This window comes from Enterovibrio qingdaonensis (genome assembly GCF_028683135.1).
Taxonomy (GTDB): Bacteria; Pseudomonadota; Gammaproteobacteria; order Enterobacterales; family Vibrionaceae; genus Enterovibrio; species Enterovibrio qingdaonensis.
The window spans coordinates 1-24,220 of record NZ_JAJUBB010000017.1 but is presented as its reverse complement, the minus strand read 5'-3'; the positions used below and the strand labels follow the sequence as shown (position 1 = coordinate 24,220).

At 47.8% G+C, this 24,220-nt stretch carries 23 protein-coding genes; 16 read left to right on the top strand and 7 right to left on the bottom strand.

Annotated elements, in window-relative coordinates; genetic code table 11:
- Positions 1 to 4 precede the first annotated feature (4 nt).
- The 8 genes from LRP49_RS18890 to LRP49_RS18855 all read left to right on the top strand — a co-directional run bounded on the left by LRP49_RS18890 (position 5) and on the right by LRP49_RS18855 (position 6,531).
- Positions 5 to 742 carry a heme ABC transporter permease gene (locus LRP49_RS18890; protein ID WP_274143976.1) on the top strand — a complete coding sequence of 246 codons (738 nt, stop codon included), beginning with the start codon at positions 5 to 7 and terminating at the stop codon, positions 740 to 742.
- 2 nt (positions 743 to 744) lie between these two features.
- Complete coding sequence (gene ccmD / locus LRP49_RS18885; RefSeq protein WP_274143975.1) at positions 745 to 951, top strand: heme exporter protein CcmD; 207 nt, start codon at positions 745 to 747, stop codon at positions 949 to 951.
- The gene (gene ccmE, locus LRP49_RS18880) at positions 948 to 1,430 is read left to right on the top strand and encodes a cytochrome c maturation protein CcmE (protein WP_274143974.1); all 483 of its coding nucleotides are present in this window, start codon (positions 948 to 950) and stop codon (positions 1,428 to 1,430) included. The genes ccmD and ccmE overlap by 4 nt, the downstream gene beginning before the upstream one ends.
- A complete protein-coding gene (locus tag LRP49_RS18875) occupies positions 1,430 to 3,406 on the top strand; it encodes a heme lyase CcmF/NrfE family subunit (RefSeq protein ID WP_274143973.1) in 1,977 nt (658 codons plus the stop codon). The genes ccmE and LRP49_RS18875 overlap by 1 nt, the downstream gene beginning before the upstream one ends.
- Positions 3,407 to 3,408: 2 nt before the next feature.
- Positions 3,409 to 3,966: a DsbE family thiol:disulfide interchange protein gene (locus tag LRP49_RS18870; RefSeq protein ID WP_274143972.1), complete on the top strand. Its 558-nt coding sequence runs from the start codon at positions 3,409 to 3,411 to the stop codon at positions 3,964 to 3,966.
- A complete protein-coding gene (locus LRP49_RS18865; protein WP_274144093.1) occupies positions 3,966 to 4,457 on the top strand; it encodes a cytochrome c-type biogenesis protein in 492 nt (163 codons plus the stop codon). The genes LRP49_RS18870 and LRP49_RS18865 overlap by 1 nt, the downstream gene beginning before the upstream one ends.
- Complete coding sequence (gene ccmI, locus LRP49_RS18860; protein ID WP_274143970.1) at positions 4,454 to 5,668, top strand: c-type cytochrome biogenesis protein CcmI; 1,215 nt, start codon at positions 4,454 to 4,456, stop codon at positions 5,666 to 5,668. Before LRP49_RS18865 ends, ccmI begins: the two co-directional genes overlap by 4 nt.
- 74 nt (positions 5,669 to 5,742) lie before the next feature.
- Positions 5,743 to 6,531, top strand: coding sequence for an MlaA family lipoprotein (locus LRP49_RS18855; RefSeq protein WP_274143968.1), 789 nt, complete (start codon positions 5,743 to 5,745; stop codon positions 6,529 to 6,531).
- A gap of 72 nt (positions 6,532 to 6,603) precedes the next feature.
- Here the strand turns inward: LRP49_RS18855 and LRP49_RS18850 are convergent, their stop codons facing one another.
- The 4 genes from LRP49_RS18850 to LRP49_RS18835 form a co-directional block, all read right to left on the bottom strand.
- Entirely contained in the window at positions 6,604 to 7,902 is a 1,299-nt protein-coding gene (locus LRP49_RS18850; RefSeq protein WP_274143967.1) for an outer membrane protein transport protein, read from the bottom strand.
- 319 nt (positions 7,903 to 8,221) lie between these two features.
- Positions 8,222 to 9,490, bottom strand: a complete 1,269-nt coding sequence (locus LRP49_RS18845) for an outer membrane protein transport protein (RefSeq protein ID WP_274143965.1) — start codon at positions 9,488 to 9,490, stop codon at positions 8,222 to 8,224.
- Positions 9,491 to 9,711: 221 nt separating this feature from the next.
- Positions 9,712 to 10,434, bottom strand: a complete 723-nt coding sequence (locus LRP49_RS18840; protein WP_274143962.1) for a DUF3379 family protein — start codon at positions 10,432 to 10,434, stop codon at positions 9,712 to 9,714.
- A complete protein-coding gene (locus LRP49_RS18835) occupies positions 10,421 to 10,996 on the bottom strand; it encodes a sigma-70 family RNA polymerase sigma factor (RefSeq protein WP_274143961.1) in 576 nt (191 codons plus the stop codon). The genes LRP49_RS18840 and LRP49_RS18835 overlap by 14 nt, the downstream gene beginning before the upstream one ends.
- Positions 10,997 to 11,613: 617 nt before the next feature.
- Between LRP49_RS18835 and fadI the strand changes: the two genes are divergently transcribed.
- Complete coding sequence (gene fadI, locus LRP49_RS18830; protein ID WP_274143960.1) at positions 11,614 to 12,924, top strand: acetyl-CoA C-acyltransferase FadI; 1,311 nt, start codon at positions 11,614 to 11,616, stop codon at positions 12,922 to 12,924.
- Entirely contained in the window at positions 12,924 to 15,047 is a 2,124-nt protein-coding gene (fadJ, locus tag LRP49_RS18825; RefSeq protein WP_274143958.1) for a fatty acid oxidation complex subunit alpha FadJ, read from the top strand. The genes fadI and fadJ overlap by 1 nt, the downstream gene beginning before the upstream one ends.
- Positions 15,048 to 15,154: 107 nt before the next feature.
- On the opposite strand, the gene LRP49_RS18820 is transcribed toward fadJ, so the two are convergent.
- Positions 15,155 to 17,929, bottom strand: a complete 2,775-nt coding sequence (locus LRP49_RS18820; RefSeq protein ID WP_274143956.1) for an insulinase family protein — start codon at positions 17,927 to 17,929, stop codon at positions 15,155 to 15,157.
- Between the two features lie 134 nt (positions 17,930 to 18,063).
- Here LRP49_RS18820 and sixA point away from each other — a divergent pair, with 134 nt between their 5' ends.
- The gene (sixA, locus tag LRP49_RS18815; protein ID WP_274143954.1) at positions 18,064 to 18,555 is read left to right on the top strand and encodes a phosphohistidine phosphatase SixA; all 492 of its coding nucleotides are present in this window, start codon (positions 18,064 to 18,066) and stop codon (positions 18,553 to 18,555) included.
- Positions 18,556 to 18,649: 94 nt separating this feature from the next.
- Here sixA and smrB read toward each other — a convergent pair whose 3' ends face one another.
- Complete coding sequence (smrB, locus tag LRP49_RS18810) at positions 18,650 to 19,180, bottom strand: endonuclease SmrB (RefSeq protein WP_274143952.1); 531 nt, start codon at positions 19,178 to 19,180, stop codon at positions 18,650 to 18,652.
- Between the two features lie 133 nt (positions 19,181 to 19,313).
- On the opposite strand from smrB, the gene prmB reads away from it, so the two are divergent.
- The 3 genes from prmB (at position 19,314) to LRP49_RS18795 (ending at position 22,426) form a co-directional block, all read left to right on the top strand.
- Positions 19,314 to 20,246, top strand: a complete 933-nt coding sequence (gene prmB / locus LRP49_RS18805) for a 50S ribosomal protein L3 N(5)-glutamine methyltransferase (protein ID WP_274143950.1) — start codon at positions 19,314 to 19,316, stop codon at positions 20,244 to 20,246.
- 244 nt (positions 20,247 to 20,490) lie between these two features.
- Positions 20,491 to 21,576, top strand: coding sequence for a chorismate synthase (aroC, locus tag LRP49_RS18800; RefSeq protein ID WP_274143949.1), 1,086 nt, complete (start codon positions 20,491 to 20,493; stop codon positions 21,574 to 21,576).
- Between the two features lie 124 nt (positions 21,577 to 21,700).
- Complete coding sequence (locus LRP49_RS18795; RefSeq protein WP_274143947.1) at positions 21,701 to 22,426, top strand: hypothetical protein; 726 nt, start codon at positions 21,701 to 21,703, stop codon at positions 22,424 to 22,426.
- Positions 22,427 to 22,452: 26 nt separating this feature from the next.
- Here the strand turns inward: LRP49_RS18795 and LRP49_RS18790 are convergent, their stop codons facing one another.
- A complete protein-coding gene (locus tag LRP49_RS18790; protein ID WP_274143945.1) occupies positions 22,453 to 23,103 on the bottom strand; it encodes a trimeric intracellular cation channel family protein in 651 nt (216 codons plus the stop codon).
- A gap of 285 nt (positions 23,104 to 23,388) precedes the next feature.
- Here LRP49_RS18790 and LRP49_RS18785 point away from each other — a divergent pair, with 285 nt between their 5' ends.
- Together LRP49_RS18785 and LRP49_RS18780 are read left to right on the top strand one after the other, a co-directional pair.
- Complete coding sequence (locus LRP49_RS18785; protein ID WP_274144091.1) at positions 23,389 to 23,916, top strand: elongation factor P hydroxylase; 528 nt, start codon at positions 23,389 to 23,391, stop codon at positions 23,914 to 23,916.
- A gap of 9 nt (positions 23,917 to 23,925) precedes the next feature.
- Entirely contained in the window at positions 23,926 to 24,192 is a 267-nt protein-coding gene (locus LRP49_RS18780) for a YfcL family protein (RefSeq protein WP_274143943.1), read from the top strand.
- Positions 24,193 to 24,220: the final 28 nt, after the last annotated feature.

Genomic DNA, 24,220 nt, shown 5'->3' with positions numbered 1-24,220 from the left:
TGCGATGTGGAAGTGGCTTCATCCTTATGCTAAGCCTGAGGCAACCTATCAGCTGTGTAATAAACTGCTGCCTTGGTTCGCGATACTGGCATTGGCGTCTTTAATCACAGGGACGGTTTGGGGGCTAGCGTTTGCACCTTCTGATTACCAGCAAGGAGACAGCTTTAGAATTATTTACATCCACGTTCCAGCCGCTATTTGGTCTATGGGTGCCTATATGTCGATGGCTATCGCGGCATTCATTGGTTTAGTTTGGCAGATAAAAACGTCTGATTGGGCCGCTGCGGCGATGGCGCCAGTTGGTGCGGTGTTTACCTTTATTGCGTTAGTGACGGGGGCGATATGGGGAAAACCAATGTGGGGTGCTTGGTGGGTATGGGATGCGCGTCTAACGTCAGAACTCATTTTATTGTTCCTGTATCTTGGCGTAATCGCGCTCTATAACGCGTTTGATGATGAGCGCACGGCAGGCCGAGCCGCCGGTATTCTTGCACTTGTGGGTGTGATTAACCTACCTATTATTCACTTCTCTGTGGAGTGGTGGAACACACTGCACCAAGGCGCAACAATCACGAAATTTGCCAAGCCTTCGATTGCGAATGACATGCTCTGGCCCCTGCTTTTGAATATTTTAGGCTTTGCGCTGTTCTTTGGTGCACTGACCCTGATGGGGTTAAAAAACAAAATTTTGCAACGTGAAGCACATCGTCCTTGGGTACGTGAATTAGTGGAGCGAGCGTAAACATGCATTTTTCTTCTTTTTCTGAATTTTTGGCGATGGGTGGCTACAGCTCTTACGTGTGGGGAGCATTTGGTATTACGTTAATCGCTATGCTTTGGTTAGTGGTATCTGCGTACGTGACGCGCCGAAAACTCTTCCAAGAAATTAAAAACAAAATCGCCCGAGAGCAGCGAATAAAGAACGCTGAGAATATGGAGAACACGCTATGAATCCAAGACGCAAGAAACGACTGGGGCTTGCGATAGCCCTGTTGTTTGGTGTAGGCGCCACGATTGGTTTGGTGTTGTATGCGCTAAACCAAAACATGGATTTATTCTACACGCCCACTGAACTGGTGAATGGCAAACCTGACGGTTCTAAGCCTGAAGTCGGTCAGCGCCTGAGAATTGGCGGTATGGTTGTCGCAGATTCCGTTCGACGTGATCCAGAATCGTTAAAAGTGACGTTTAAAGTCGCAGATATCGGCCCGCAAGTAACCGTGGAATTTGATGGCATCCTTCCTGATCTGTTCCGTGAAGGGCAAGGAATCGTTGCTCAGGGTGAGTTGATTGATGCAACCACTGTGCGCGCACATGAAGTATTGGCAAAGCATGATGAAGAATACATGCCACCTGAAATTGCGGAAGCAATGAATAAGAGCCACACGCCACTTGAATACACTGAGCAGCAAAAACAGGGTAATTACTAATGATTGCTGAATTGGGGCATTTTGCTCTCATAATCTCTCTTGGCTTTTCCGTGTTATTGAGCATCTACCCGTTGTGGGGTGCTCAAATCGGAAACCAAGCCATGATGCGCTCTGCGCGTCCGCTTTCCATCGGCATGTTCATGATGCTGTTGCTGTCTTTCATTGCACTGAGCTGGGCGTTCTATGCCAATGATTTCACTGTTTCCTATGTTGCGAGCAACTCCAACAGTGTTTTGCCTTGGTACTACCGTTTAACAGCGGTTTGGGGTGCGCACGAAGGGTCACTATTGCTTTGGGTGTTGATCCAAGCAGGTTGGACCGTGGCGGTTGCCGTTTTCAGTCGAGGTATGCCGCTAGAATCGGTTGCACGTGTGCTGGCAGTGATGGGGATGATTGGTGTTGGCTTCTTGCTGTTTATCATTCTGACGTCAAACCCATTCGAGCGCACACTGCCTTACTTCCCGGTTGATGGTCGCGACCTCAATCCGCTGCTTCAAGATCCAGGTCTGATAGTTCACCCACCCATGCTTTACATGGGTTATGTGGGCTTCTCTGTGGCATTTGCCTTTGCGATTGCGTCTCTAATGGCAGGCCGTTTGGATACCGCGTGGGCACGCTGGTCGCGTCCTTGGACAATTGCAGCATGGGTATTCCTGACGCTAGGTATTGCACTGGGTTCGTGGTGGGCATACTACGAACTTGGCTGGGGCGGCTGGTGGTTCTGGGATCCAGTTGAAAACGCGTCTTTCATGCCTTGGTTGGCAGGTACTGCATTAATGCACTCGCTAGCGGTGACTGAAAAGCGCGGTACGTTTAAAGCGTGGACAGTGTTGCTGGCCATTTCTGCGTTCTCTCTGAGCTTGCTGGGTACATTCCTTGTGCGCTCAGGTGTGCTGGTGTCTGTGCATGCGTTTGCATCAGACCCAACCCGCGGGTTATTCATCCTTGCATTCTTGGTTGCCGTGATCGGTGGCTCTTTGTTGTTGTATGCGCTTCGCGCTTCTGAAGTGCGAGTTCGCGGCAATTTCGAACTGGTTTCACGAGAAAATGCGTTGCTAGCAAATAACATTCTGTTGGTAGCAGCATTGGTGGTTGTGCTTTTGGGTACACTGTTGCCACTGGTCCATAAGCAATTGGGCTTGGGCTCGGTATCCATCGGTGAGCCGTTCTTCAACCTGTTATTTACGTGGTTAGCGGTACCGTTTGTGTTCCTGCTAGGCATTGGGCCATTGGTCCGCTGGAAACGCGACAATCTCGGTAAGGTGAAAAAGGAGCTGCTGGTAAGTGGCATCGTTTCTGTCTTGCTGGGTATCGCGGTGGTTTGGATTTTTGCAGACAAATTTATGCCTCTGGCCGCGCTGGGTGCTGTGATGGGCTTGTGGGTCATCATTACACAATCTATCGAAGTGTATCAGCGTGCAACGCACCGCCATGATTTCGTCACTGGCTTGGGCAAGCTTGGTCGTAGCCATTGGGCCATGGTATTAGGCCACATTGGTCTTGCGGTGACCGTACTGGGTATTGCCATGGTGCAGAATTACGATATTGAGCGTGATGTCAAAATGGCACCGGGCGATCGTATTGTCATGCAAGGTTACGAGTTCCACTTCGCAGGCCTGCGTGATAAAGACGGTCCTAACTACGATGGTTACATCGCAGACTTCGATATCTACAAAAACAGTAAGCGCGTGAATACGCTTCATGCCGAAAAACGTTTTTATAATGTTCAACGTTCAATGATGACGGAAGCGGCGATTGATCGTGGCATTACCCGTGACCTATACGTGGCAATGGGTGAACGTTTGCCTGATGGCTCTTGGGCTGTGCGTATTTACTACAAACCGTTCGTTCGTTGGATCTGGTTTGGTGCCGTGTTGATGTCTGTAGGTGGTTTGTTTGCGATGTCTGATAAGCGTTACCGCTTCCGTCAAAAATCGAAATCGGCAGTATCCGCCGAACCTGTGAAGGAGGCTTAAAGGTGAAGAGACCTTTACTCTTCGTGCCGCTGGTACTGTTTATGGTGCTGGTTGCCGTTTTCTTTGTGCAGTTAGGTAAAAATGCGGAAGGCGAGGACCCAACAAAGTTGGAGTCCGTGTTAGTTGGTAAGCAAGTGCCAGAGTTTCGTCTCGAAGACTTAACTGAAGCCGGTAAGCTTTATGATCAAAGCATTTTCCGTGGCCAGCCTTTGTTGCTCAATGTTTGGGCAACATGGTGTCCAACGTGTTACGCCGAGCATACTTATTTGAATGAGCTAGCAGCCAATGGTGTGAAAATTATTGGCCTTAACTACAAAGACGACCGCGTAAAAGCGATTGGCTGGTTGAACAACCTGGGTAACCCATACCTGATCAGTTTGTTTGACGGTAATGGCATGCTGGGCTTGGATCTCGGTGTTTACGGGGCACCAGAAACGTTTCTTATCGATGCTGATGGTGTGATCCGTTATCGCCATGCTGGCGATGTAAACGAGCGTAATTGGAATGACACCTTGCGCCCGATTTATGAGCAAATGATGGCAGAGGCGAAACAAGGATGATGAAACGATTCTATTTGGCTGCGCTTTTAGCTCTGATGGCAGCATTTACAGCAACAGCTGCTATCGAGGTCTATGAATTTGACACTCCGGCTCAGGAAGAGGCATTCAATAAACTCGGTAAAGAGCTCCGTTGTCCTAAGTGTCAGAACAACAACATTGCAGACTCCAATGCAGGGCTCGCTCAAGACCTTCGTTTAAAAGTCTATGACATGCTCAAGGACGGTAAGAGCGAAGACGAGATTGTTGATTACATGATTGCCCGCTACGGCAACTTTGTCACTTACGATCCGCCGTTGTCAGCGTCCACGCTCATCCTTTGGGTAGGACCTTTGCTGTTTGTCGTGATTGGCTTCACTGTGTTGGTCGTACGTAGCCGTAATCCAAAAGCTGCGGAAGAAAGAGCGGCACTAGACAGCGAAGAACAAGCGCGTCTTTCAGCGTTGCTGGGTGATGATAATACTGACGACAAAAACAAGGACAACAACGGATGAGTGAAATGTGGTTCTGGCTGATTACAGCCTTAATGGTACTCGTATCAGTTGCTGTGTTTGTTATGCCGATCCTTCGAGGAAAAGCGCAGGACGAAGCGGCAAGTCGTGATGAGCTAAACAAAGCATTCTTTAAAGACCGTATGGCTGAACTGAATGAAGAAGCAGAAGAAGGCCTTGTTGATAATCAAAAAGAGCTGGCGGTAGAGCTTCAACAATCATTGCTTGATGACATTCCTGACAATGCTAATGCAGTATCCAACAACAAGGTATCTCCTGTGGTGTTGGTTCCGGGTGTATTAGTGCTTGTCTTTTTAAGCTACGGCCTCTATAGCATCATGGGCAACCAGCACAACGTGACAGAATGGCAGGACGTTGCATCTCGTTTGCCTGAGCTGTCGTCGCGACTGATGTCTGATAGCGAAGAGCCAATGACAGACAAGGAAATGAGTGATTTGACCTTGTCGCTGCGCACCAAGCTTCATGATACACCTGATGATGCAATGGGATGGTTGTTGTTAGGCCGCATTGGCCTGGCTAATCGCGATGTGCAAACCGCTGAAGGTGCGATGGCGAGAGCGTACGAACTTTCCCCTGGTGATACAGACATCAAGCTGGGTTATGCGCAAACATTGATGCTTAGTGGTGATGAAGCGAACGTCGCAAATGCCCGTAACCTTTTGCGAGAAGTCATCCGAGAAGACCACGCAAACCTTCAAGCTTTCTCTTTGTTAGCATTTGAAGCCTTTGAACGTGGTGCTTATGAGGAAGCAATAGCGGCATGGTCAACCATGAAGCAGCTGCTGCCAGCCAACGATCCTCGTGTCAATATGCTTGATCGCAGCATAGAACGCGCACAGGCGCATGTTGGTGCTGTTCCAGGTCAATCGGTGTCGGTCAATATTCAGCTAGAAGACGGCGTTAAATTACCAGAGCAGGGTGTATTGATTGTTTCAGTGCATTCGGCAGATGGCGCACCTATGCCCGTTGCAGCGAAGCGTCTTCCTTTGAGTCGCTTCCCACTTGACGTTGAACTGACTGACGTAGACAGCATGATCCCAGAGCGTCTTCTGTCTTCTCTACCAGAAGTTATTGTGAAAGCGCGTATCGATAACGACGGTAACGTAATGACTAAAGATGGCGACTGGTTTGGTGAAACCTCACCATTCAAGATGGGCGGTGAGTCTCAGATCGTGATTAACCAAAAGTATTAGTTGTTTTATACTTTAAGAAAATGGATAAGGCTGGAGTATTCCAGCCTTCTTTTTAGTTAGGAACGAATACTTGTATGTGGAAAGAGCTAGTCATCGCAGTTGGACTTGTTGTTGGGCTCAGCGGTTGTGCACAAACGCCTGAAGAATCAGTTGCTGATTCGGAAACGAATGCCAAATTTGACGTCTCGCACCCAGATGACCCCTTTGAAGGGTTCAATCGTGCTATGTGGGCAATTAACTACGACTATCTTGACCCGTATATCGCTCGTCCCGTCTCTCTCGCCTACGTAAATTACGTTCCTAGCTTTGCGCGTACCGGTATCTCTAACTTTATCAGCAACCTTGAAGAGCCAGCCAGTATGGTCAACAGTTTGGTGATGCTGGAAGGTGAAGCCGCGTTGACACACTTTAATCGCTTTTGGATAAACACGGTGTTCGGCATTGCTGGCTTAGTAGATATCGCGTCTGCTGCGGATATTCAGAAGCTGGATGAGAGGCAATTTGGCGATGCGATGGGTTACTACGATATCGGGCAGGGCCCCTATTTTATGATCCCTGTTTACGGGCCACTTACCGTGCGTGAAGGCGTTGGTGATATGGTTGATGACCTTTATCCTCCGTTGTCACTGTTAACCTTGCCACAGTCCATTTTGAAATGGGCATTTGATGGTATGGAAAGCCGCGCGGCACTCGTCCCGCAAGAAGCAATCCTTGAAAATTCACCAGATCCTTACGTGTTTACACGCGATGCTTACCTCCAGAATAAAGCGTTCAGGGCACAGGGTAGCGATGCGGTGATCGAAGATAATCACGATGAGGATGAGTTTGATGATGCCTTACTGGATGAAATAGACGATTACTAGCGACGAATAGAAGCCAAAAAAACGCCACCCCTTAGGGTGGCGTTTTCGATTTTATCTCTATCTAGAAAGTGTTTAGAAGCGGTATGTCGCTTGAACACCTGCCAGCCATACGTTACCGGTTGTTTGACCTTTGAACGGTCCGCCAAACGGCACAGAAGCGTTGTCAGAGTCGATACCCGGGCGAGGTTCTTGAACATTCGCGTCTTTCGCGTGGACGTAAGTGATACCTGTATCTAGCGTCAAGTTTTTAGAGTACTGGTAACCTGCACCAACGCTGAACCATAGGCGATCAGTTTCTGGGATAGTTATTGTACGGTTTGCGTCGCTGACAGCAGAGGTGTCGTATGCTACGCCGGTACGAAACTCTACTTTTTCATTTACTGAGTAGGTTGCACCCACAGCGAAACGGTAGTTATCTTCCCAGTTCTCTTGTTTAACTAACTGTGTTGGTACTTTAAGCGAAGGAATATTGGCTTCCAGTTTTTCGAACGTGCTCCAATCTGTCCAGTTAACGCTCGCGTGAACAGCCAGTTTTTCTGTCAACTGGTGGAAGCTGGCGATTTCAGCTGTTGCTGGAAGTGTTAGTTCCATGCTGCCGCCATAATTCACCATATCAAAAATGTTCTTGTTACCGCTGTATAGGTTAAATGCTAAACCTTTAGCGTGACCCTCTAGGTTCAAATCAACCTCAGAGCGGTAGTTAAAACCAATACGGTTATCTTCGTTGAGCTGCCAAGCTGCACCCGCCTGCCAACCGAAAGCGGTGTCGTCACCTTCCATGTATTTCAGCGTCATGCCATTGGTAAGCTTACCTGAGCTTTTTGCTCCAATGCTACCTTCACCCATAACGAGACGAACACCACCACCTACAGAAAATTGGTCGTTAATGCGGTAGGCGATATTTGGGTTGATTTCCATGGTCATTACAGACGCTTCATTACCAAACTGGGTGCCTTTGAAGCTGTCATCCAGTTTGGTGTGCATGCCGAAGTTAGAACTTAATGCGAGACCGAGGTAAACCTTGTCATTTAGTTGGTGAGACAGGTAGAAATTAGGTACTACAGCTGAATCCGCGAAGTCTTTTGAACTTGTTGCTTCACCCGTAGTAGTAATCACACCGTCAACATCTACATTTGGGTCAACGTAGATCATGCCAGTCGACACTTGTGTGCCAGAAAGGTAAGTCAACATGGCAGGGTTGCGGAATTGTGCAGATGCGTTGTCCGCCATTGCTGCTTCACCCGCATACGCGCGGCCAAGACCCGTTGCTGAGTACTCTGCCAGTTGAAAACCTGCCGCGTTTACAGCTGTAGAAGAAAGAGAGCCTAGGGCTGCCGCGATCGCTAGCGGTAAATATTTGTTCTTGTTCATAGTCATTTAATTGAGTTTTTGGAGCACTATAGGGTACTGAGCAAAAACTCTAAATCAAACGTGATGCATACCATTGGCTTCGTTTAGATATAAATATTGAAAAACCACTAATTTTTGGATGTATACACTGGTCTTGTGTCAATTATTTACACGTGTACGCTGAGTTTCAGCGAACAGGTGTAATTAAATATGCGGAGGTATTGGCTTGTTTGTACGCTGAAAAGTACCAATTTTAAAGGGTGTCTCTGCGTATGAATGGAATTTCAGCGAACAAAAAGGGAGCCGAAGCTCCCTTTTAGATCGAAAACAGACGTTGCGATTAGAAGCTGCGGCTGTACTGAAGACCCATTAGGATTGCATTCGCTTGGGTGGTTGCAGTTACAGATGACAGATCTTTGCCTCCCAACGGATTAGGAGTAGTTTCAGATACTGAAACTTCTTTGCCCATCAAGTAAGTAAAGCCAAAGTCGATAGATGACTTCTGATCTAGATGGTAGGTCAAGCCCGCTGATAGCCACTGACGGTCTGAGTCTGGCACAGAAATCGAGGTGCGTTGATCTTGCGCACTGGTGTCGTACATATAGCCTGCACGCAGTGTCCAGTCATTGTTCAGGTAGTAAGTACCACCGATGCTGTAGTGCCAGCCATCTTGCCAACCGTAGTCTTTGTCGTAATCGCCAGTCAGCACAGAGTCTTGCAGGTTGCTAAAGCTAATTTTATCGAAGGCACCCCAACCGATGTATTGAACGCTGTAGTGAACTGCGAATTTGGTGTCTTGGATTTTGTGGTAACCAGAGAACTCTGCGATGTCTGGTAGTGGCAGCGTGATGGTTTGACCTTTGTCATCTTCTGCTTCGAATTCTGGGCTGTAACGGTAAGAGAAGCCAAAACGGTTGTTTTCGTCCAGTTCGAATACGGTACCTAGGTTGAAACCAACAGCGGTGCCAGTTGCGCCATCAACGTTAAGTAGGTCTTTACCACCGACGATTCCTACCTTGTTGCTAGCAGTACGTTTCATCGTACCTTGGCCATAAATCAGATCTAGGCCAGCACCAAAACTCCATTGGTCATTCAGACGGTATGAACCAGCAATGCCTAGATTGAAACTCATTACATCGGTCAGGCCGCCGAATTCACTCGCAACGTAGCTGTCTGCGAATTCAGTTTTGGTGCCGAAGTTAGAGTAAGCGTTGATACCCACAGCGAATTTATCGTTGATTGGGTGAATAAAGTGCACGTTTGGTGCGATAGAAGTACCACCGACGTCGTCAGTATCAGCCACTGAAGTTTTAGGTGCGCCGAACCACTCACATGCAGTACCACAGTACTCTGCATCTTTAACGTCGATCATGGTGGTGATGCTTTCAAAACCGATTGAGAACGCATTTTCGTCGAACAGTGCCATTGCCGCTGGGTTACGCGCCATAACTGCAGCGTTGTCTGCGATAACCGCATCACCTGCAAATGCACGGCCGATGCCGGTTGCTGATTGGGCATTTAACTGGAAGCCAGCAGCCAGTGCTGACGTAGAGCTCGCTGCAACAGCAATCGCCACTGCTGAACGAATAAACAGACGCTTCTTATTCATAATGTGAATTAATCCGATTGATTTTCTAATATTTATTTATTTTTTAGTGCTTTTCGAAAAGCTGGCCGGATTCTATTGTGAAGGTACTTAATTGGAAATCTGACCAGTTACAAGACACTGTTCTGAAAATGCAACAAGATGCGTCAATTAGGCGTAATTTAAAGGAAAAAAAACAGGGAACGTAAGTTCCCTGTCAAATTGTAATGAAATGTGTCGTGGCGTTAGGCTTTTTGGTTTAAGTGCTTAGTGAGTTCTTTTACCAAAGGCATGATGCTAGAGCCTTCTTTACCTACGACTATCACGCTGCTGTTATTCGCAGGCATCGAAACGGCTTCCATGTTGCCGTCCGTGTATTTCTCCATTGCGGGTGACTGCTGAGGCACAACAAAAACGGTAAAGTCTTCGCCGCTCTCTGATTGCAATACCATATGTACTGCATGACGGTCGTCAAAGCTGCAATGGTTCAAATACGACACTTGGCCGGGTAATGCACCGTTGAAGGTTTCCCCTAGGGGAGACAGTTTCGCATTAACCTGCTGGATAGTGGCACCTTCGAAAATATCCTGAGTAAACCCCTGCTCATCATAATAATGCTGAAGCGCAATCTCTCCGAGGTTTAAGTTTGACGCACCAGTAGGTAGGGTCTGCCAGTTAAATTGTCCAAGCATAATGCCAAAAACAAACGCAACAGAAGCAGCAATGGCCAAATGGAACTTGGGTTTGCGGTTTTCTCTTATGACATCACTGGTTTGTTTAAACAACACTTTATCGACAAGATCATCCGGAACGTCGACGCGAAGAGCCTGATCAATCATGGCATCCAATTGCTCTAATTCTGCTGCGAGCTTTTGATTCGCAGGTGATTCAAGCTTCGCGGCGGAAATAGCTGGGTCTCTGTCTTGAGGATCCGCCAGTAGACGGCGGCGAAATTCAAGCTCGTCCATTTTGCGCTCCCCTTTGAGGTTGAGTTTGATTGTCCATATATTCTTTTAACTGGTTTCGAGCACGGAACAGCCTAGTCATTACAGTGTTCTTGTTTAAATCAAGGATCTCTGCAATTTCTTCGCCGCTAAAACCAGCCAATACCTGAAGTACTAGCGGTTCTCGATACTCTGGTGCTAGACGCATGATCTGCTTGTGAAGCCATTGCTGTTCAACCGAGGCTTCTTCACTTTGCTGACTATTGTCTGCTACCTGGTGGTCATCAATATCTACCAACTCGAGTTGTTTACGTTCGAATCGGCGCGCATTTTCTCGGCGAAGTATGGTGATCAGCCATGCTTTCGCGGCATTGTCATCTTGAAGGCTATCAAGCGAACGCCAAGCACGAAGACAAGTCTCCTGCACTAAATCTTCTGCCACGTGCTGATCTTTCGTCAACCAATAGGCATATCGATATAGGTCTCTGTGCCAAGCTCTCACGAGCGCTTCGTATCGTCTTTGCTTTTCCATATCCTTAGAGACCTGGGAAGCAGACGTTTTCTTTCCAAAAAAATTTAAAACCATTCCGCTCTTCCTGAAAGTCTGGTTTTTGCGATGCTAAGTGCACGTTCATCATCCGACATCGCACATGATAATGAATCGTAACGCTTATCTGTGTGAATAAGTCAGCATTACAATCACATTTCTATTAATGAGACTTGTTGATAAAAGTAGATATAACGCAACAATATTCATATCAATCTAGTCAAATCTCTGCATATCAGCGCGGTTTATCTCTGATTCTGTCCAGTGTGATGCAGAATCGAACATAAAATTGATCTGCTTCAAAAATGCTTCGCTTTCAATCCGTATAGTATCCAGTGTCATCTGGTGGCGCGCCCACTTAGTTTGTTGGTTTACCAAACTGTTTGAGAGCGACACTGTGTTGAGCAAGATGACAAACTTCCTTTTTGAAGGCTGACTTTACTTTCTCCTCAGGTCTTTTGGCCTGATTTGCAATTGGCTTTATGTTAATTGAATTAAATACGTAATTGCTTTCCACATACGTTACCACACCCATTCGGTGTGGTTTTTTTTTGCTTGTGATCTTGCGCTTACAATTTATTTAAAACGCACGTTTTAATTCGATAACAAATTGGTTACACTTCTCTGGTCTGACCTCTAACATGCAAGGAGCAGCAATGAACTCTCCCCAAAACCTGACTACGCGTCAGGGAGAACGCATCGCCATCGTCGCAGGATTGCGTACACCTTTCGCACGACAATCAACCGCGTACGCAGATGTGCCTGCCGTTGACCTCGGCAAAATGGTCGTAAGCGAAATGCTTAATCGAACGGCTATTGATCCCAAACTGATCGACCAACTTGTATTTGGCCAAGTTGTTCAAATGCCAGAGGCACCAAACATTGCACGTGAAATTGTACTGGGCACAGGTATGAATATTCATACCGATGCCTACAGTGTGAGCAGAGCGTGTGCAACCAGCTTTCAATCTGTCGTGAATGTGACGGAAAGTATCATGGCAGGTGCGGTCGATATTGGTATAGCGGGTGGGGCGGACTCCTCTTCTGTGCTGCCTATTGGCGTGTCCAAAAAAATGGCGGCGACCTTGCTGGCATTGAGTAAAGCCAAGACGCTAAGCAAGCGTTTGAAGCTTTTGTCTAAGTTATCCTTGAAAGATTTGGCACCAGTACCACCAGCGGTTGCAGAGTACTCAACAGGTTTGAGTATGGGGCAGACGGCTGAGCAAATGGCGAAATCTCATCATATCAGTCGTGAAGAGCAAGATGCGTTGGCACATCGCTCGCACACGTTGGCGGCGAAAGCGTGGGCCGACGGCTTTGTCAGAGGGGAGGTGATGACCGCATTCCCCGAACCGTTTAAACAGTGGATTGATAAAGACAACAATGTACGTGAAGACTCTTCGATGGAAACCTACGCGAAACTTCGTCCAGCATTTGATCGTAAACACGGTTCAGTCACCGCGGCGAACAGTACCCCACTGACTGATGGTGCCGCGGCTGTCATGCTCATGAGAGAAGGACGCGCCAAAGAACTAGGACTCGTCCCACTGGGATACATTCGGTCTTATGCATTTGCTGCCATTCAGGTTGAGCAAGACATGCTGATGGGGCCATCATACGCCACACCTCTTGCGTTAGACCGCGCGGGTATTACGCTCAACGATTTGACGCTGATCGACATGCATGAAGCGTTTGCTGCCCAAGCACTCGCTAACGTCAAAATGTTCGGCTCGAAGACATTTGCTCAGCAAAAATTGGGTCGTAGCAGTGCAATTGGTGAGATAGACATGGACAAATTCAATGTCCTTGGCGGCTCGATTGCCTATGGGCATCCATTTGCGGCTACGGGGGCACGCATGATCACCCAGACATTAAATGAGCTTCGCCGTCGTGGTGGTGGTTTGGCATTAAATACGGCATGTGCTGCGGGCGGTCTTGGTGCGGCAATGATTTTGGAGGTGGAGTAATGAACGAGCAAACCAAATCAACGGGGTCTGTTTTTTCGCTTCGCCATGGTGATCATGGCATAGCATGGCTTAGCATCGACGTGCCTGGCGAAAGCATGAATACCCTTCAAGCCAGCTTTGTCGATGAGATCGGCGCCCTCCTGACAGAATTGGAAGGTAACAAAGATATCAAAGGCATGGTGCTGTACTCTGCGAAACCAGATAATTTTGTCGCTGGTGCTGACGTACGAATGCTGGATGCCTGTAAAACAGCAGCAGATGCGCAAGCCATTGCCGAGGCGGGTCAGCAGCTCTTTTCTCGTTTGGAAAAGTTGCCTTTTCATGTCGTCGCGGCAATTCATGGTCCTTGTTTAGGCGGCGGACTAGAACTGGCCTTGGCTTGCCATAGTCGCGTTGCAACGGATGACGATAAAACCCGAATCGGTCTGCCTGAAGTGCAATTAGGGTTATTACCGGGCTCAGGTGGGACGCAGCGCCTCCCGCGTTTGATTGGCGTGGCAGGCTCGTTAGATATGATCCTGACGGGGAAACAACTTCGTGCCAAGAAAGCCAAGAAAATGGGCGTGGTTGACGATGTTGTCCCACAATCTGTTTTGCTAAAAGTGGCTGAAGAGCTCGCAGGTAAGAGCAAGCCAAAACGTAAAAGCTCTTGGCAAGATTGGGCGATGGGTGGCAATGCGCTTGGCCGCAGTGTTGTCTTTGATCAGGCTGCGAAGAAAACTCGCCAGAAAACACGCGGTAACTATCCTGCCACAGAAGCCATTCTTGATGTTATTAAGCATGGTTTGGACAAAGGCGTAGAGAAAGGATTGGCTCTTGAGGCTAAGTGCTTTGGTGAGTTAGTTATGACCCCTGAATCTGCGGCATTGCGGAGCTTGTTCTTTGCGACGACGGCAATGAAAAAAGAAACGGGGGCGGCAGCTGAACCCGCCGTTGTCACTGGCGTTGCGGTATTGGGCGGCGGGCTGATGGGGGCGGGGATTGCCAATGTTTCCGCCACAAAAGCTAACGTGCCAGTGCGTGTTAAAGATGTCAGTAATGACGGTCTTCTTAACGCAATGAACTACAGCTACAAACTATTAGAGAAAAAGCGCAAACGTCGCATTATTTCTAAGGCTGAACTTCAGACGCAAATGGCGCGCATCAGTGGTTCGACTGATTACACCGGTATGGATCGTTGCAATGTTGTCGTTGAGGCTGTGTTCGAAGATCTGTCGTTGAAACACAGCATGGTCGCTGAAGTGGAAGACGCTCTGGCAGATTCAACCATATTCGCCACGAATACGTCGTCGTTGCCTATTCACCAGATAGCTGGGGGTGCAAAACGTCCAGAGAATATCGTGGGCCTGCACTACTTTAGTCCGGTCGATAAAATGCCGCTGGTGGAGGTCATCCCTCACGAAGGCACGTCTGAGCAAACCGTCGCAACGGTGGTTAAGCTTGCTAAGAAGCAAGGAAAAACGCCCATTGTTGTTGCGGATAAAGCGGGTTTTTACGTTAATCGCATTCTTGCGCCCTATATGAATGAAGCCGCTACCACACTGTTGGCTGGCGAATCTGTAGAGCATATCGACAATGCGTTGCTCGATTTTGGTTTCCCCGTGGGGCCAGTCACCTTGTTGGATGAAGTCGGGATCGATATTGGTGCCAAAATTAGCCCAATACTATTAAACGAGCTGGGTGAACGTTTTCGTGCGCCAGACATGTTTGATGTGATGCTCAATGACGGTCGTAAAGGGCGTAAAAGTGGCAAAGGGTTCTTTACGTACAACGGCAAAAAGAAAGAAGTCGACAAGCGCGTCTACGGCTTACTCGGCGTTGAGCTGAAAAGTCAGCTTTCTGGCCATGAACTGGCGATCCGTTGCGTACTAATGATGTTGAATGAAGCGGCGCGCTGTCTTGATGAAGGCGTTGTTAAGTCTGCGCGTGATGGTGATATTGGTGCTGTGTTTGGTATCGGCTTTCCGCCATTCTTAGGTGGTCCATTCCGTTATATGGATCAGATTGGCGTGCATCGCGTCGTGGAATTGCTTGAACAACATGAAGCCAAATATGGCGACAGATTTGCCCCTTGCAGTCGTTTAATAGCGATGGCAGCAGAAGGCAAGGCGTTCTACGAATAGCCTTAGGAATGAAAAAGCCCAGCGATACCGCTGGGCTTTCTAATTTATGGGCTTAGCAAACTCGCGTTTGGCACGGTGATACCAGCTTGGTTAAAGCCAGCACTCCGTTATTCTCTTTCCAGTCGGTTTCGACGAAACTCAGCAACTGAATCAATGTTCTTCGTGCCTTCCAGTGAACATTGATCCGGATGAGCCAAACCACAACTGTGCATCACAAGGCGATCGGAGGTTCGTGGTTTAAGTTGTTCAACAACAAATCTCACCATGTCAGCGCGATCCATTTTTTTGATGGCATCAGCGACTCTTTTACGTTGCTCAAAGTGCGTATCTTTGTTCCCAATACTGATCCAAAGGCGTTGACCACGGGCGCGCAAATTCGCATCTGGTTCTTCAATTTGTGCAATGAGCCCTTGTTTACTGGCTTGCCATTGTGCTTCGTTAAGCTCTAACAACACCAAGAAGAAGGCATTAAGAAAGTCGTCGATGGCTTCCATCAATTTGGATGGGCCAACCTGCGGGGATTGAACGTAGAAAATCAATCCCGGATGACGATTAAGCGGCATGTTTCCAGAGCCAACCATATAGCCAAGTTGTTGCTTGGTCCTGAGCTCGTTAAAGAAAATGGCGGACATCAAATGCTGTGCAAAGGTGTACATGGCCACATCCTGCGGCTCACTGGTATGACTCTGATAGTAAACCAGCACCGCAGAATCTTGTTGATCGCTGTCTAAGTGATAGGAGGCACTGCCCGCATTTTGCAAAAGCACAAGTGGGCGTGTTGACTCTTGGTAGCGTTGATCGTGAACACGAAGTGCCTGCTTAATAGCCCCCGCTAAGGCGCGGGATTGTTCTTGCTGCCAATTACCGTAGACAAACATTTCAACATGTAACTCAGACATCACACGGTGAACAAAGTCTGGAAGTGCAGACACTTGGAGTGGCTCTAACGCCTCGATCAGTTGTTCATACGGAGGATTATTGGGCTGAAGAATGCCAGTCATTGCATTGTACAAGCGGCTGATTGGCTTATTCTGCGTGGCATTTTTCCAGCCTCGCAGAAGTTGTGTTTTGATAATGTCGAAGCGTTCAGGTTTGAAATCGCGTTTCTCAAACTTTTCCAATACCAAGTCGAGGAGTAACGGTAGCTTCTCGTTAAATCCACTTAGCTTAAGGGTAACGCCCCCTTGATGTGCGTATAAGTTGTAACTCAACCCAGCAACTTCTGCGGGATAGGCCGTTTCATTGATGGCTTCAAGTAACATCTCCACGCTGACGCGGGTTTTCACTATGTTCTCGACGGAAGAGACAGCATGAGGACTATCAATCGCGACGTAGATTACCCCTTTCGGGACGCGATATTCATGATCTTGTAAGTGCCACAACCTGAAGCCGGGTAATTCCTCAATCAGTTCTGGTTTTTGTTTTTCTGGTACTTCGAGTGGGGCTGGATCCAATTCGTAACTGATGAACGGGTTTTGCTCTGGCAACGACAAAGCAGGGGAGACATGCAGAGTGCGCCACTTTTCAATCTGCTGGGCACTAAATGGTTTAACACTGTAGGGTGTGTCATACCATTTTGCAGTTTTGTCGAATTTCCCGCCTTTAGCAATTAGCGTCAATCGCAGGTTCTCTGGTGTCAGGTAACCCAGCATTTTTCGTATTAGGCCTTCGTCGAACGACTGCATCATGTAATCGCCATAAAGCACATCATCTGCATCATAATGCTGTAAATTGAGAACGAGATGACTGACCGTATCTAACGGCCTTGATGGTTCTTGATAACGAAATGCCATTTCTTGAACCGCGCGTTTTTCTTCATATCGCCATGCAGCGAGCCCCTTCTCACGAATAAGGGTTATGGCTTGGAATATGTAGGTAACAATATTGTCGACTTTTGTTAGGCCAAGCTCAGTTAACCCAACACTGACCGTGAACTCGCGGAAATTAGAACCACTTATCCCCCCGCCTGCAGAAAGGTTATTGATATAACCTTTCGCCTTGAGCAACGACATCACACTGCCTGCTCCCTCGTACCCGAGCAAATGCGCAATGTATGACAAAGGTTTTATTTTATAAAACTCATCAGTCGAAGGCATGGAAAAGGCCAATGTGAGCTTGCGGACATCCTTTAACGGCTCAATGGCAATAAACTGCTGCAGTTGCGATTTATCAGTAAAAGGTGCTTCGGGGACAAATAACGGCAAATTGTGATTAGGAATAGTGCCGAATGCCTCTTGTGCTAAATCTTCCAAAGAATCCAGTGTGAACGGGCCAATAATGGCTGCGGTCATTAAGTTTGCGCTGTAGTGGTGCTTATAAAATGCAATCAACTCATCACGGACGGCACTGCCTTCACGATCAGAAAGCGTATCTGCACTACCGACTGAGAATTTGGAAAAAGGGTGCTGCGGATTGATGGTTTCTTTTTGAACCTGATAGATGCGCCTTACGTCATCATTGAGTTTGAGTTTGTACTCGGAGTCGACCGCGTTGCGCTCTTTGTCGACAGCATCAGCATTAAACAATGGGGCGGTGAAAAACTGGCTGAATCTGTCCAGTGCTTCTTCGAAGTGAGGGTGCTGTATGTCGAAGAAAAACGTCGTGTTTTCGGTGCCTGTCCACGCATTGTTACTGCCACCATGGCGGCTGATGAAGGACTGGAACTCGCCGACAACGGGGTATTTTTCGGTACCAAGAAACAGCATATGCTCAAGAAAATGTGCCAAACCCTCTCGATCAGCGGGGTCACAAAAATGGCCGACATTAACGGTTAACGCTGCGGCACTGCGCGGCGCTTGTGCGTCTTCAATAAGTAAGACACGTAATCCATTGTCGAGTGTGAGGTGGCGATAGCCACGTTGATCGTTTGGACTGATTTGCACAAAGCACCTCCAGTGATAGGTCTTAATTATGACTTTCTAATGAAACTGAGGCAAACATCTGTGCGGTTTATCGTTCCAGAATGGGCGTTTCGCTGGTAGCATTAATTGGAATTTTAAAAATCAGCAGTATTCCTATGCGAATTTATATTATGCGCCATGGTGAGGCGCAGACCTTTGCCGCCACGGACGAAGAACGCGCGTTAACTGAGCGTGGAGAGCAACAATCCATTGAAATGGCACGTTGGCTAGCCAATGAGCTGCCTAACGGTCAGTTGGATATGGTGCTCGTAAGCCCTTATCTCAGGGCGCAGCAGACGTGGCAAGGGTGTTCTACGGTATTGCCTCAGGCAAAACGTGTACTGACGGAAGAAGGGATCACGCCATACGGAGACAGTGGGCAGGTCGCCACGTATTTGCGTGCCTTGGCAGAGGTGGATACACCTGCGTCTATCTTGCTGGTTTCGCATTTACCTTTGGTGGGTTATCTCACTGCGGAATTTGCGCCGGATATGCAACCGCCGATGTTCCCAACATCGTCGATTTCTTGCGTTGATTTTGATATTGAAAGCGGTGCGAGTGAAGTTCTCTGGCTGAAAACGCCGAGCCAACTGGAAGACTGCGCATAATCGCCATAAAGAACAAACGCCCTAAATGGGCGTTTTTCGTTTGTGTACATTGGTTTTGTGCTTGCTGGCTTTGATGGTCGAGAAGTCGTTGTGATTACTTTTCGGGTATCTCAATCAATACCAGCAACGCGCCGTCACCACCAAACTCCAGCGGGGCTTGATGGAACGCCAGTACATCAGGGTGCTGAGCAAGCCAAAGAGGGGTTTTCTGCTTTAGGATGTGCTTGCCAATACCGTGCATCACACACGCACAGCTAATGCCTTCTTTAATGCAAGCCGCAATCAAAGCACCTAGCTCGCGTTTGGCTTCCATTTGCGTCATACCATGAAGGTCCAAGAACATGTCCGGCACGTACACGCCACGGCGTAGGCGTTTCACTTCGTATTTCGAAACACCTGTGCGCGCATATTGCGTCGGGCCATCCTCTTTTAACAGCGGCTCAAATTCATCAGAGAAATAGAATGTATGGTCCCTGACTGTCGAGTCTGACAGCTTCTTCTTTGATTGTTCTGTTGTCTGGCGTCTTGGCGGGTTTATGGTATCCTGCTGCAGTTTTTTAACGCCTTTTACCGCATCGCGGAACAATGAGAAATCATCGTCTGGGATCGGGGTATTCTTGCTCATAAGTCAATTCCAAATACTGATAGCTGCATTGTACTCAAAATACGCGCAATGTCTTGTTGTCGGATTTGGAATTGACCTAAGCGATTGCCACGAACGCGATGTGTTGGGGTGAATCAGGCTTTTGGAGGCCATTTTGGATAAGATTATTGTTGATGAAGTTGTCAACGAGCTGCGTACGCTGCAAGACATGCTGCGTTGGACGGTAAGTCGCTTTAATGCGGCAGGATTGTTTTACGGTCACGGAACGGACAATGCGTGGGATGAAGCGGTGCAACTGGTATTGCCAACCTTGTATCTTCCTATCGATGTGCCTGCCGATGTTCGTGAATCTCGTCTGACAACCAGCGAGCGTCACCGTATTGTAGAACGTGTTGTTCGTCGTATTAACGAACGCACGCCAGTTGCTTATCTGACCAACAAAGCGTATTTCTGCGATCTGGAATTCTACGTGGATGAGCGCGTATTGGTGCCACGTTCACCTATCGGTGAATTGATCCAAAACCAATTCAGCCCAATGCTATCAGTTGAACCACAGCGCATTATGGACCTATGCACTGGCAGTGGTTGTATTGGTATCGCGTGTGCTTATGCATTCCCAGAAGCGGAAGTCGATCTGGTGGACATTTCTACCGACGCGCTGGAAGTGGCAGAAATGAACGTTCAAGAACACGGTCTGGAGCAGCAAGTTTTCCCAATCCGTTCTGATTTGTTCCGCGATCTTCCAAAAGACAAATACGACCTGATCGTGTCTAACCCACCTTATGTGGATGAGGAAGACATGAACTCACTGCCAGACGAGTTCCGTCACGAGCCAGAGCTGGGCTTGGCTGCGGGCAGTGATGGTTTGAAGCTGATGCGTCGTATTATTGCTAACGCGCCAGACTATCTGACCGAAGAGGGTGTGTTGATCTGTGAAGTGGGCAACTCAATGGTTCACGTTCAAGAGCAATATCCACACGTGCCGCTGACGTGGTTGGAATTTGAGAACGGCGGTCATGGTGTGTTCATGATGACCTACCAAGATCTGGTAAGCGTTGCTGACGAGTTCTCTATCTACAAAGACTAAGTGAACACTAAGACAGTGTGAAATGAAAAGGCCGAAAATACCCATTTCGGCCTTTTTTATTTTTACCTTCCGTAATTTTCTCTTCTTGCCAATATTCAGCCTGTTACACAAAGAGTTGCAAAGCACTGCCTCAAAAAATTTTTGCTTCTCTCGGCTGGTTATGTTTCATTAACCTGATGCAGTTATGCCTGAAAGCCAATCTTCTTGGCATCATACAGGCAGCCAGTAAAAGACAGAGGAAGTAATGGCAGGCAACACAATAGGTCAGGTTTTTAGAGTTACCACCTTTGGTGAAAGTCATGGAGTGGCTTTAGGGTGTATCGTAGACGGCTGTCCCCCGGGACTGGAAATTTCAGAAGCAGACTTGCAGGTTGATTTAGATCGTCGCCGTCCCGGCACGTCAAAATACACCACGCAACGTCGTGAAGCGGATGAAGTCCGCTTTCTGTCTGGCGTGTTTGAGGGGAAAACAACAGGTACCTCAATTGGCTTGTTGATTGAAAACACCGACCAGCGTTCACAAGACTATTCAAAGATTGCCGATCGCTTCCGCCCAGGGCATGCCGATTACACTTACCATCAAAAGTATGGACATCGAGACTATCGTGGCGGTGGCCGTTCATCTGCGCGTGAAACCGCCATGCGTGTTGCAGCAGGCGCGATTGCAAAAAAATACCTCAAGCAAGAATTCGGCATTGAAGTGCGTTGCTGCCTTTCTCAAATGGGTGATGTCACCATTGATAGCGTCGATTGGGATCAGGTTGAGCAAAATCCTTTCTTCTGCCCAGATGTCAGCAAGCTAGATGCACTTGATGAGCTGATTCGTAACCTTAAGAAAGAAGGTGACTCTGTCGGCGCGAAATTGACCGTTGTCGCAAACAATGTTCCCGTTGGTTTGGGAGAGCCTGTCTTTGATCGATTAGATGCAGACATCGCGTATGCCCTTATGGGAATTAATGCGGTGAAAGGCGTTGAAATTGGCGATGGATTTGATGTTGTTAACCAGCGCGGCAGCGAGCACCGTGATGAATTAACGCCAAGCGGTTTTAAATCGAACCACGCAGGTGGCATTTTAGGTGGCATTTCGTCAGGACAAGAAATCGTTGCGCATTTGGCGTTGAAACCGACCTCAAGTATTACCGTGCCGGGTGAAACGATCAATGTGGATGGCGAAACTGTAGATGTGGTGACACGTGGCCGTCATGATCCGTGCGTGGGGATTCGCGCGGTACCGATTGCAGAAGCCATGGTCGCGATTGTGTTGATGGACCACTTGTTGCGTCACCGCGCGCAGAATGCAGGTGTACATACGTCGACGCCAAAAATTTAAACCCTGCGCTAAATGGAATATGCAGAAATGCCCGTTTGAAGCCATTCAGTCGGGCTTTTTTGTCTTGTCTCCACCCAGTCGCTTGGATAACCTTGCACTGGGTATTTAATTGGAAATAAACAAGATGTTAGGGACTCCTCGCTTGCGAGATAGCCATGTGCTGGCAAGACCGTATCCACTGGGTGAGCTATCAGAAAAAGCGCGCTTTAAGATTTGTCGCTCGTTGGCGTACCTCATAGCTGTGGGTGAAAAAGACCTATCAGGCGACAAATGGGAGCAAATCTTTGCCAATGGTATTGAAGGAACCAACTTAAGCCGCCCGCTAGGTTTGGCGGATGTGGTGAAAGACAGCTTCAGTTGGTCAGTGAAAACAGTAAAAAATACCAATCCGCACAAGGCAAAAACGGTCAGAATTATTTCAGGGCGAAATAACGTTACCTATTCGTTTGGTATCGAAAACCCACTGGAAGATATCGCGTTGACCGGAGAGGCAGTTCTTGCCATTTATAACGAGCGAGTGAAAGCGGCAAAATCGGGATATAAAGACCTTACCCACGCCATTCTTGTTCGCTCCCCCGATTTAAACGAATTTACGTATTTCGAAAAAGACGCTGATTTTGTGAATCCCAAGGACATTCGCTGGGAAAAAAACGAAAGGGGCAACCTTCAAGGATTTGATGCCGAAGGAAAGCATGTTTTTACGTGGCAGCCGAATGGAAGTCAGTTCACCATTCTCTATACCATTCCAGACAATGCGCAGAAATTCACACTAAAACGGCCAGATAGCTTGGATTTTGATTCAGTGATCGAACTGATTGGCTTTGACCAAGACTGGATTGAAACGAAATAACAAAAAGGAGGCGAGGCCTCCTTTTTCTATTTTACATCTGCTTTTTGTGGCTCGTCATCCGACTCAAAACTGAAGACAGGGAGGCTCCAGCCAAACCGAACGGCACTCATACGGAATGCAAATCCAAGAATGAGTGTAGAAATCGTCGCGGATGTTTCGTTAACACCAAATTGTTCGCCATAGGTCATGAGAGCCCAGTACATGGCACCTGCAAAAAATGCTACTGATGCATAGAGCTCTTTGTGTAAGACCATGGGTTGGCGACGGCAGAGAAGATCACGAAGCAAACCACCAAAGATGCCGGTAACCAATGCAGAGACAACACAAATCAGCGGCGATAAGCCCATGTCCATGCCCACACGACAGCCAATGATACTGAACGCGATGAGACCCAATGAGTCGAGACCAACAAAAAGCTTGTGATTACGGTGTACCCACGAAGCCATCCACGTTGTCACGATGCCTGCTACGCAAACAATCACTAAATAGTGGGGATTAGCGACCCAGCCGAGAGGGTAATGCCCGAGCAAAATATCGCGCACGGTACCACCACCAATGGCGGTGCAACTGGCCACCAGCATGACGCCAAACCAGTCCATATTTCTGCGACCGGCGGCTAGTGCGCCTGTCATGGCTTCAGCGGTAATTCCAATAATGTAGAGTGTGGACAACAACATCTTCTATCCAGCGAGTTTGAACACCAAGCACATAGTCATCACGCTCAAAGGGCAATTTTGACTCTGTAATAAATATGTTTGGTATGAATGGGTAATTTCGCGTAATCATAGACGTGATTAACATCACAAACCAATGAAAGGATGTGAAGTCACACATGAAATCAATTCATGCTTAGGCATGAAAAATCATCAACCTCGGTGGTTTTTCCTGCGACAAGCTTTGTAATGACGGGTAAAATGCCTTTCGACTCAAATTCTTGTTACCGAAATTTCACATTTACTCTCATGCACCACGACTATAACGATCTAATTTCTGTCTTTAATCAGACCTTTATCGATACATTTAATACAGAACTACTGCTAGGTGGCGATGAGCCTATCTATTTACCCGCGGATGAAGAAAACGCCAAGCACCGCATTATCTTCGCGCGAGGTTTTTTTGCATCCGCTCTTCATGAAGTGGCGCACTGGTGTATCGCGGGCCCAGAACGTCGTCTTTTGGAAGACTATGGCTATTGGTATCAGCCGGATGGCCGAGATGAAGTAACACAAATGGAATTTGAAAAGGTAGAAATTAAACCACAAGCGGTAGAGTGGATTCTCTCTGCAAGCTGTGGTTTTCGTTTTCAGGTGAGCTGCGACAACTTAAATGGCAATTTCGAGCCAGACCGCCCGTTGTTTACCGACAAAGTACGTCGCCAAGTCTTGGCCTATTTGGACGCGGATATGCCTCCGCGAGCGAAAGCCTATTCAGATGCCCTGAGAACGTTTTATAATCTGCCTCCTTTGACTGCAGCAAACTTTGACGCTTAAGAGAGACCTATGATCCAAGATTACGAAGAGAAGATCCTTAATCTTATTGACGCCATGGTGGAAACGGCATCGGATGATGAATTGTTTGCGAGTGGTTATCTGCGTGGCCATATTTCATTGGCGGCGGCAGACTGTGAACAAGATGGTATTGATGATGTTTCGTCACTGAAAACCCGTGTGGATGGCAGCCTAAAAGACAATGCGAACGAGTTGACGCCCGCCGATCAGGTATTGGTGGCTAACTTATGGTCATCGCTGCAAGAGCAAGCGAACTAAAGAACACAAAAAAGGCACTGAACATCAG

Coding starts and splice junctions, on each gene's coding strand:
- LRP49_RS18890 (WP_274143976.1), top strand. CDS start 5: ATGTGGAAGTGGCTTCATCCTTATGCTAAGCCTGAGGCAACCTATCAG.
- ccmD (WP_274143975.1), top strand. CDS start 745: ATGCATTTTTCTTCTTTTTCTGAATTTTTGGCGATGGGTGGCTACAGC.
- ccmE (WP_274143974.1), top strand. CDS start 948: ATGAATCCAAGACGCAAGAAACGACTGGGGCTTGCGATAGCCCTGTTG.
- LRP49_RS18875 (WP_274143973.1), top strand. CDS start 1,430: ATGATTGCTGAATTGGGGCATTTTGCTCTCATAATCTCTCTTGGCTTT.
- LRP49_RS18865 (WP_274144093.1), top strand. CDS start 3,966: ATGAAACGATTCTATTTGGCTGCGCTTTTAGCTCTGATGGCAGCATTT.
- ccmI (WP_274143970.1), top strand. CDS start 4,454: ATGAGTGAAATGTGGTTCTGGCTGATTACAGCCTTAATGGTACTCGTA.
- LRP49_RS18855 (WP_274143968.1), top strand. CDS start 5,743: ATGTGGAAAGAGCTAGTCATCGCAGTTGGACTTGTTGTTGGGCTCAGC.
- LRP49_RS18850 (WP_274143967.1), bottom strand. CDS start 7,902: ATGAACAAGAACAAATATTTACCGCTAGCGATCGCGGCAGCCCTAGGC.
- LRP49_RS18845 (WP_274143965.1), bottom strand. CDS start 9,490: ATGAATAAGAAGCGTCTGTTTATTCGTTCAGCAGTGGCGATTGCTGTT.
- LRP49_RS18840 (WP_274143962.1), bottom strand. CDS start 10,434: ATGGACGAGCTTGAATTTCGCCGCCGTCTACTGGCGGATCCTCAAGAC.
- LRP49_RS18835 (WP_274143961.1), bottom strand. CDS start 10,996: ATGGTTTTAAATTTTTTTGGAAAGAAAACGTCTGCTTCCCAGGTCTCT.
- fadI (WP_274143960.1), top strand. CDS start 11,614: ATGAACTCTCCCCAAAACCTGACTACGCGTCAGGGAGAACGCATCGCC.
- fadJ (WP_274143958.1), top strand. CDS start 12,924: ATGAACGAGCAAACCAAATCAACGGGGTCTGTTTTTTCGCTTCGCCAT.
- sixA (WP_274143954.1), top strand. CDS start 18,064: ATGCGAATTTATATTATGCGCCATGGTGAGGCGCAGACCTTTGCCGCC.
- smrB (WP_274143952.1), bottom strand. CDS start 19,180: ATGAGCAAGAATACCCCGATCCCAGACGATGATTTCTCATTGTTCCGC.
- aroC (WP_274143949.1), top strand. CDS start 20,491: ATGGCAGGCAACACAATAGGTCAGGTTTTTAGAGTTACCACCTTTGGT.
- LRP49_RS18795 (WP_274143947.1), top strand. CDS start 21,701: ATGTTAGGGACTCCTCGCTTGCGAGATAGCCATGTGCTGGCAAGACCG.
- LRP49_RS18790 (WP_274143945.1), bottom strand. CDS start 23,103: ATGTTGTTGTCCACACTCTACATTATTGGAATTACCGCTGAAGCCATG.
- LRP49_RS18785 (WP_274144091.1), top strand. CDS start 23,389: ATGCACCACGACTATAACGATCTAATTTCTGTCTTTAATCAGACCTTT.
- LRP49_RS18780 (WP_274143943.1), top strand. CDS start 23,926: ATGATCCAAGATTACGAAGAGAAGATCCTTAATCTTATTGACGCCATG.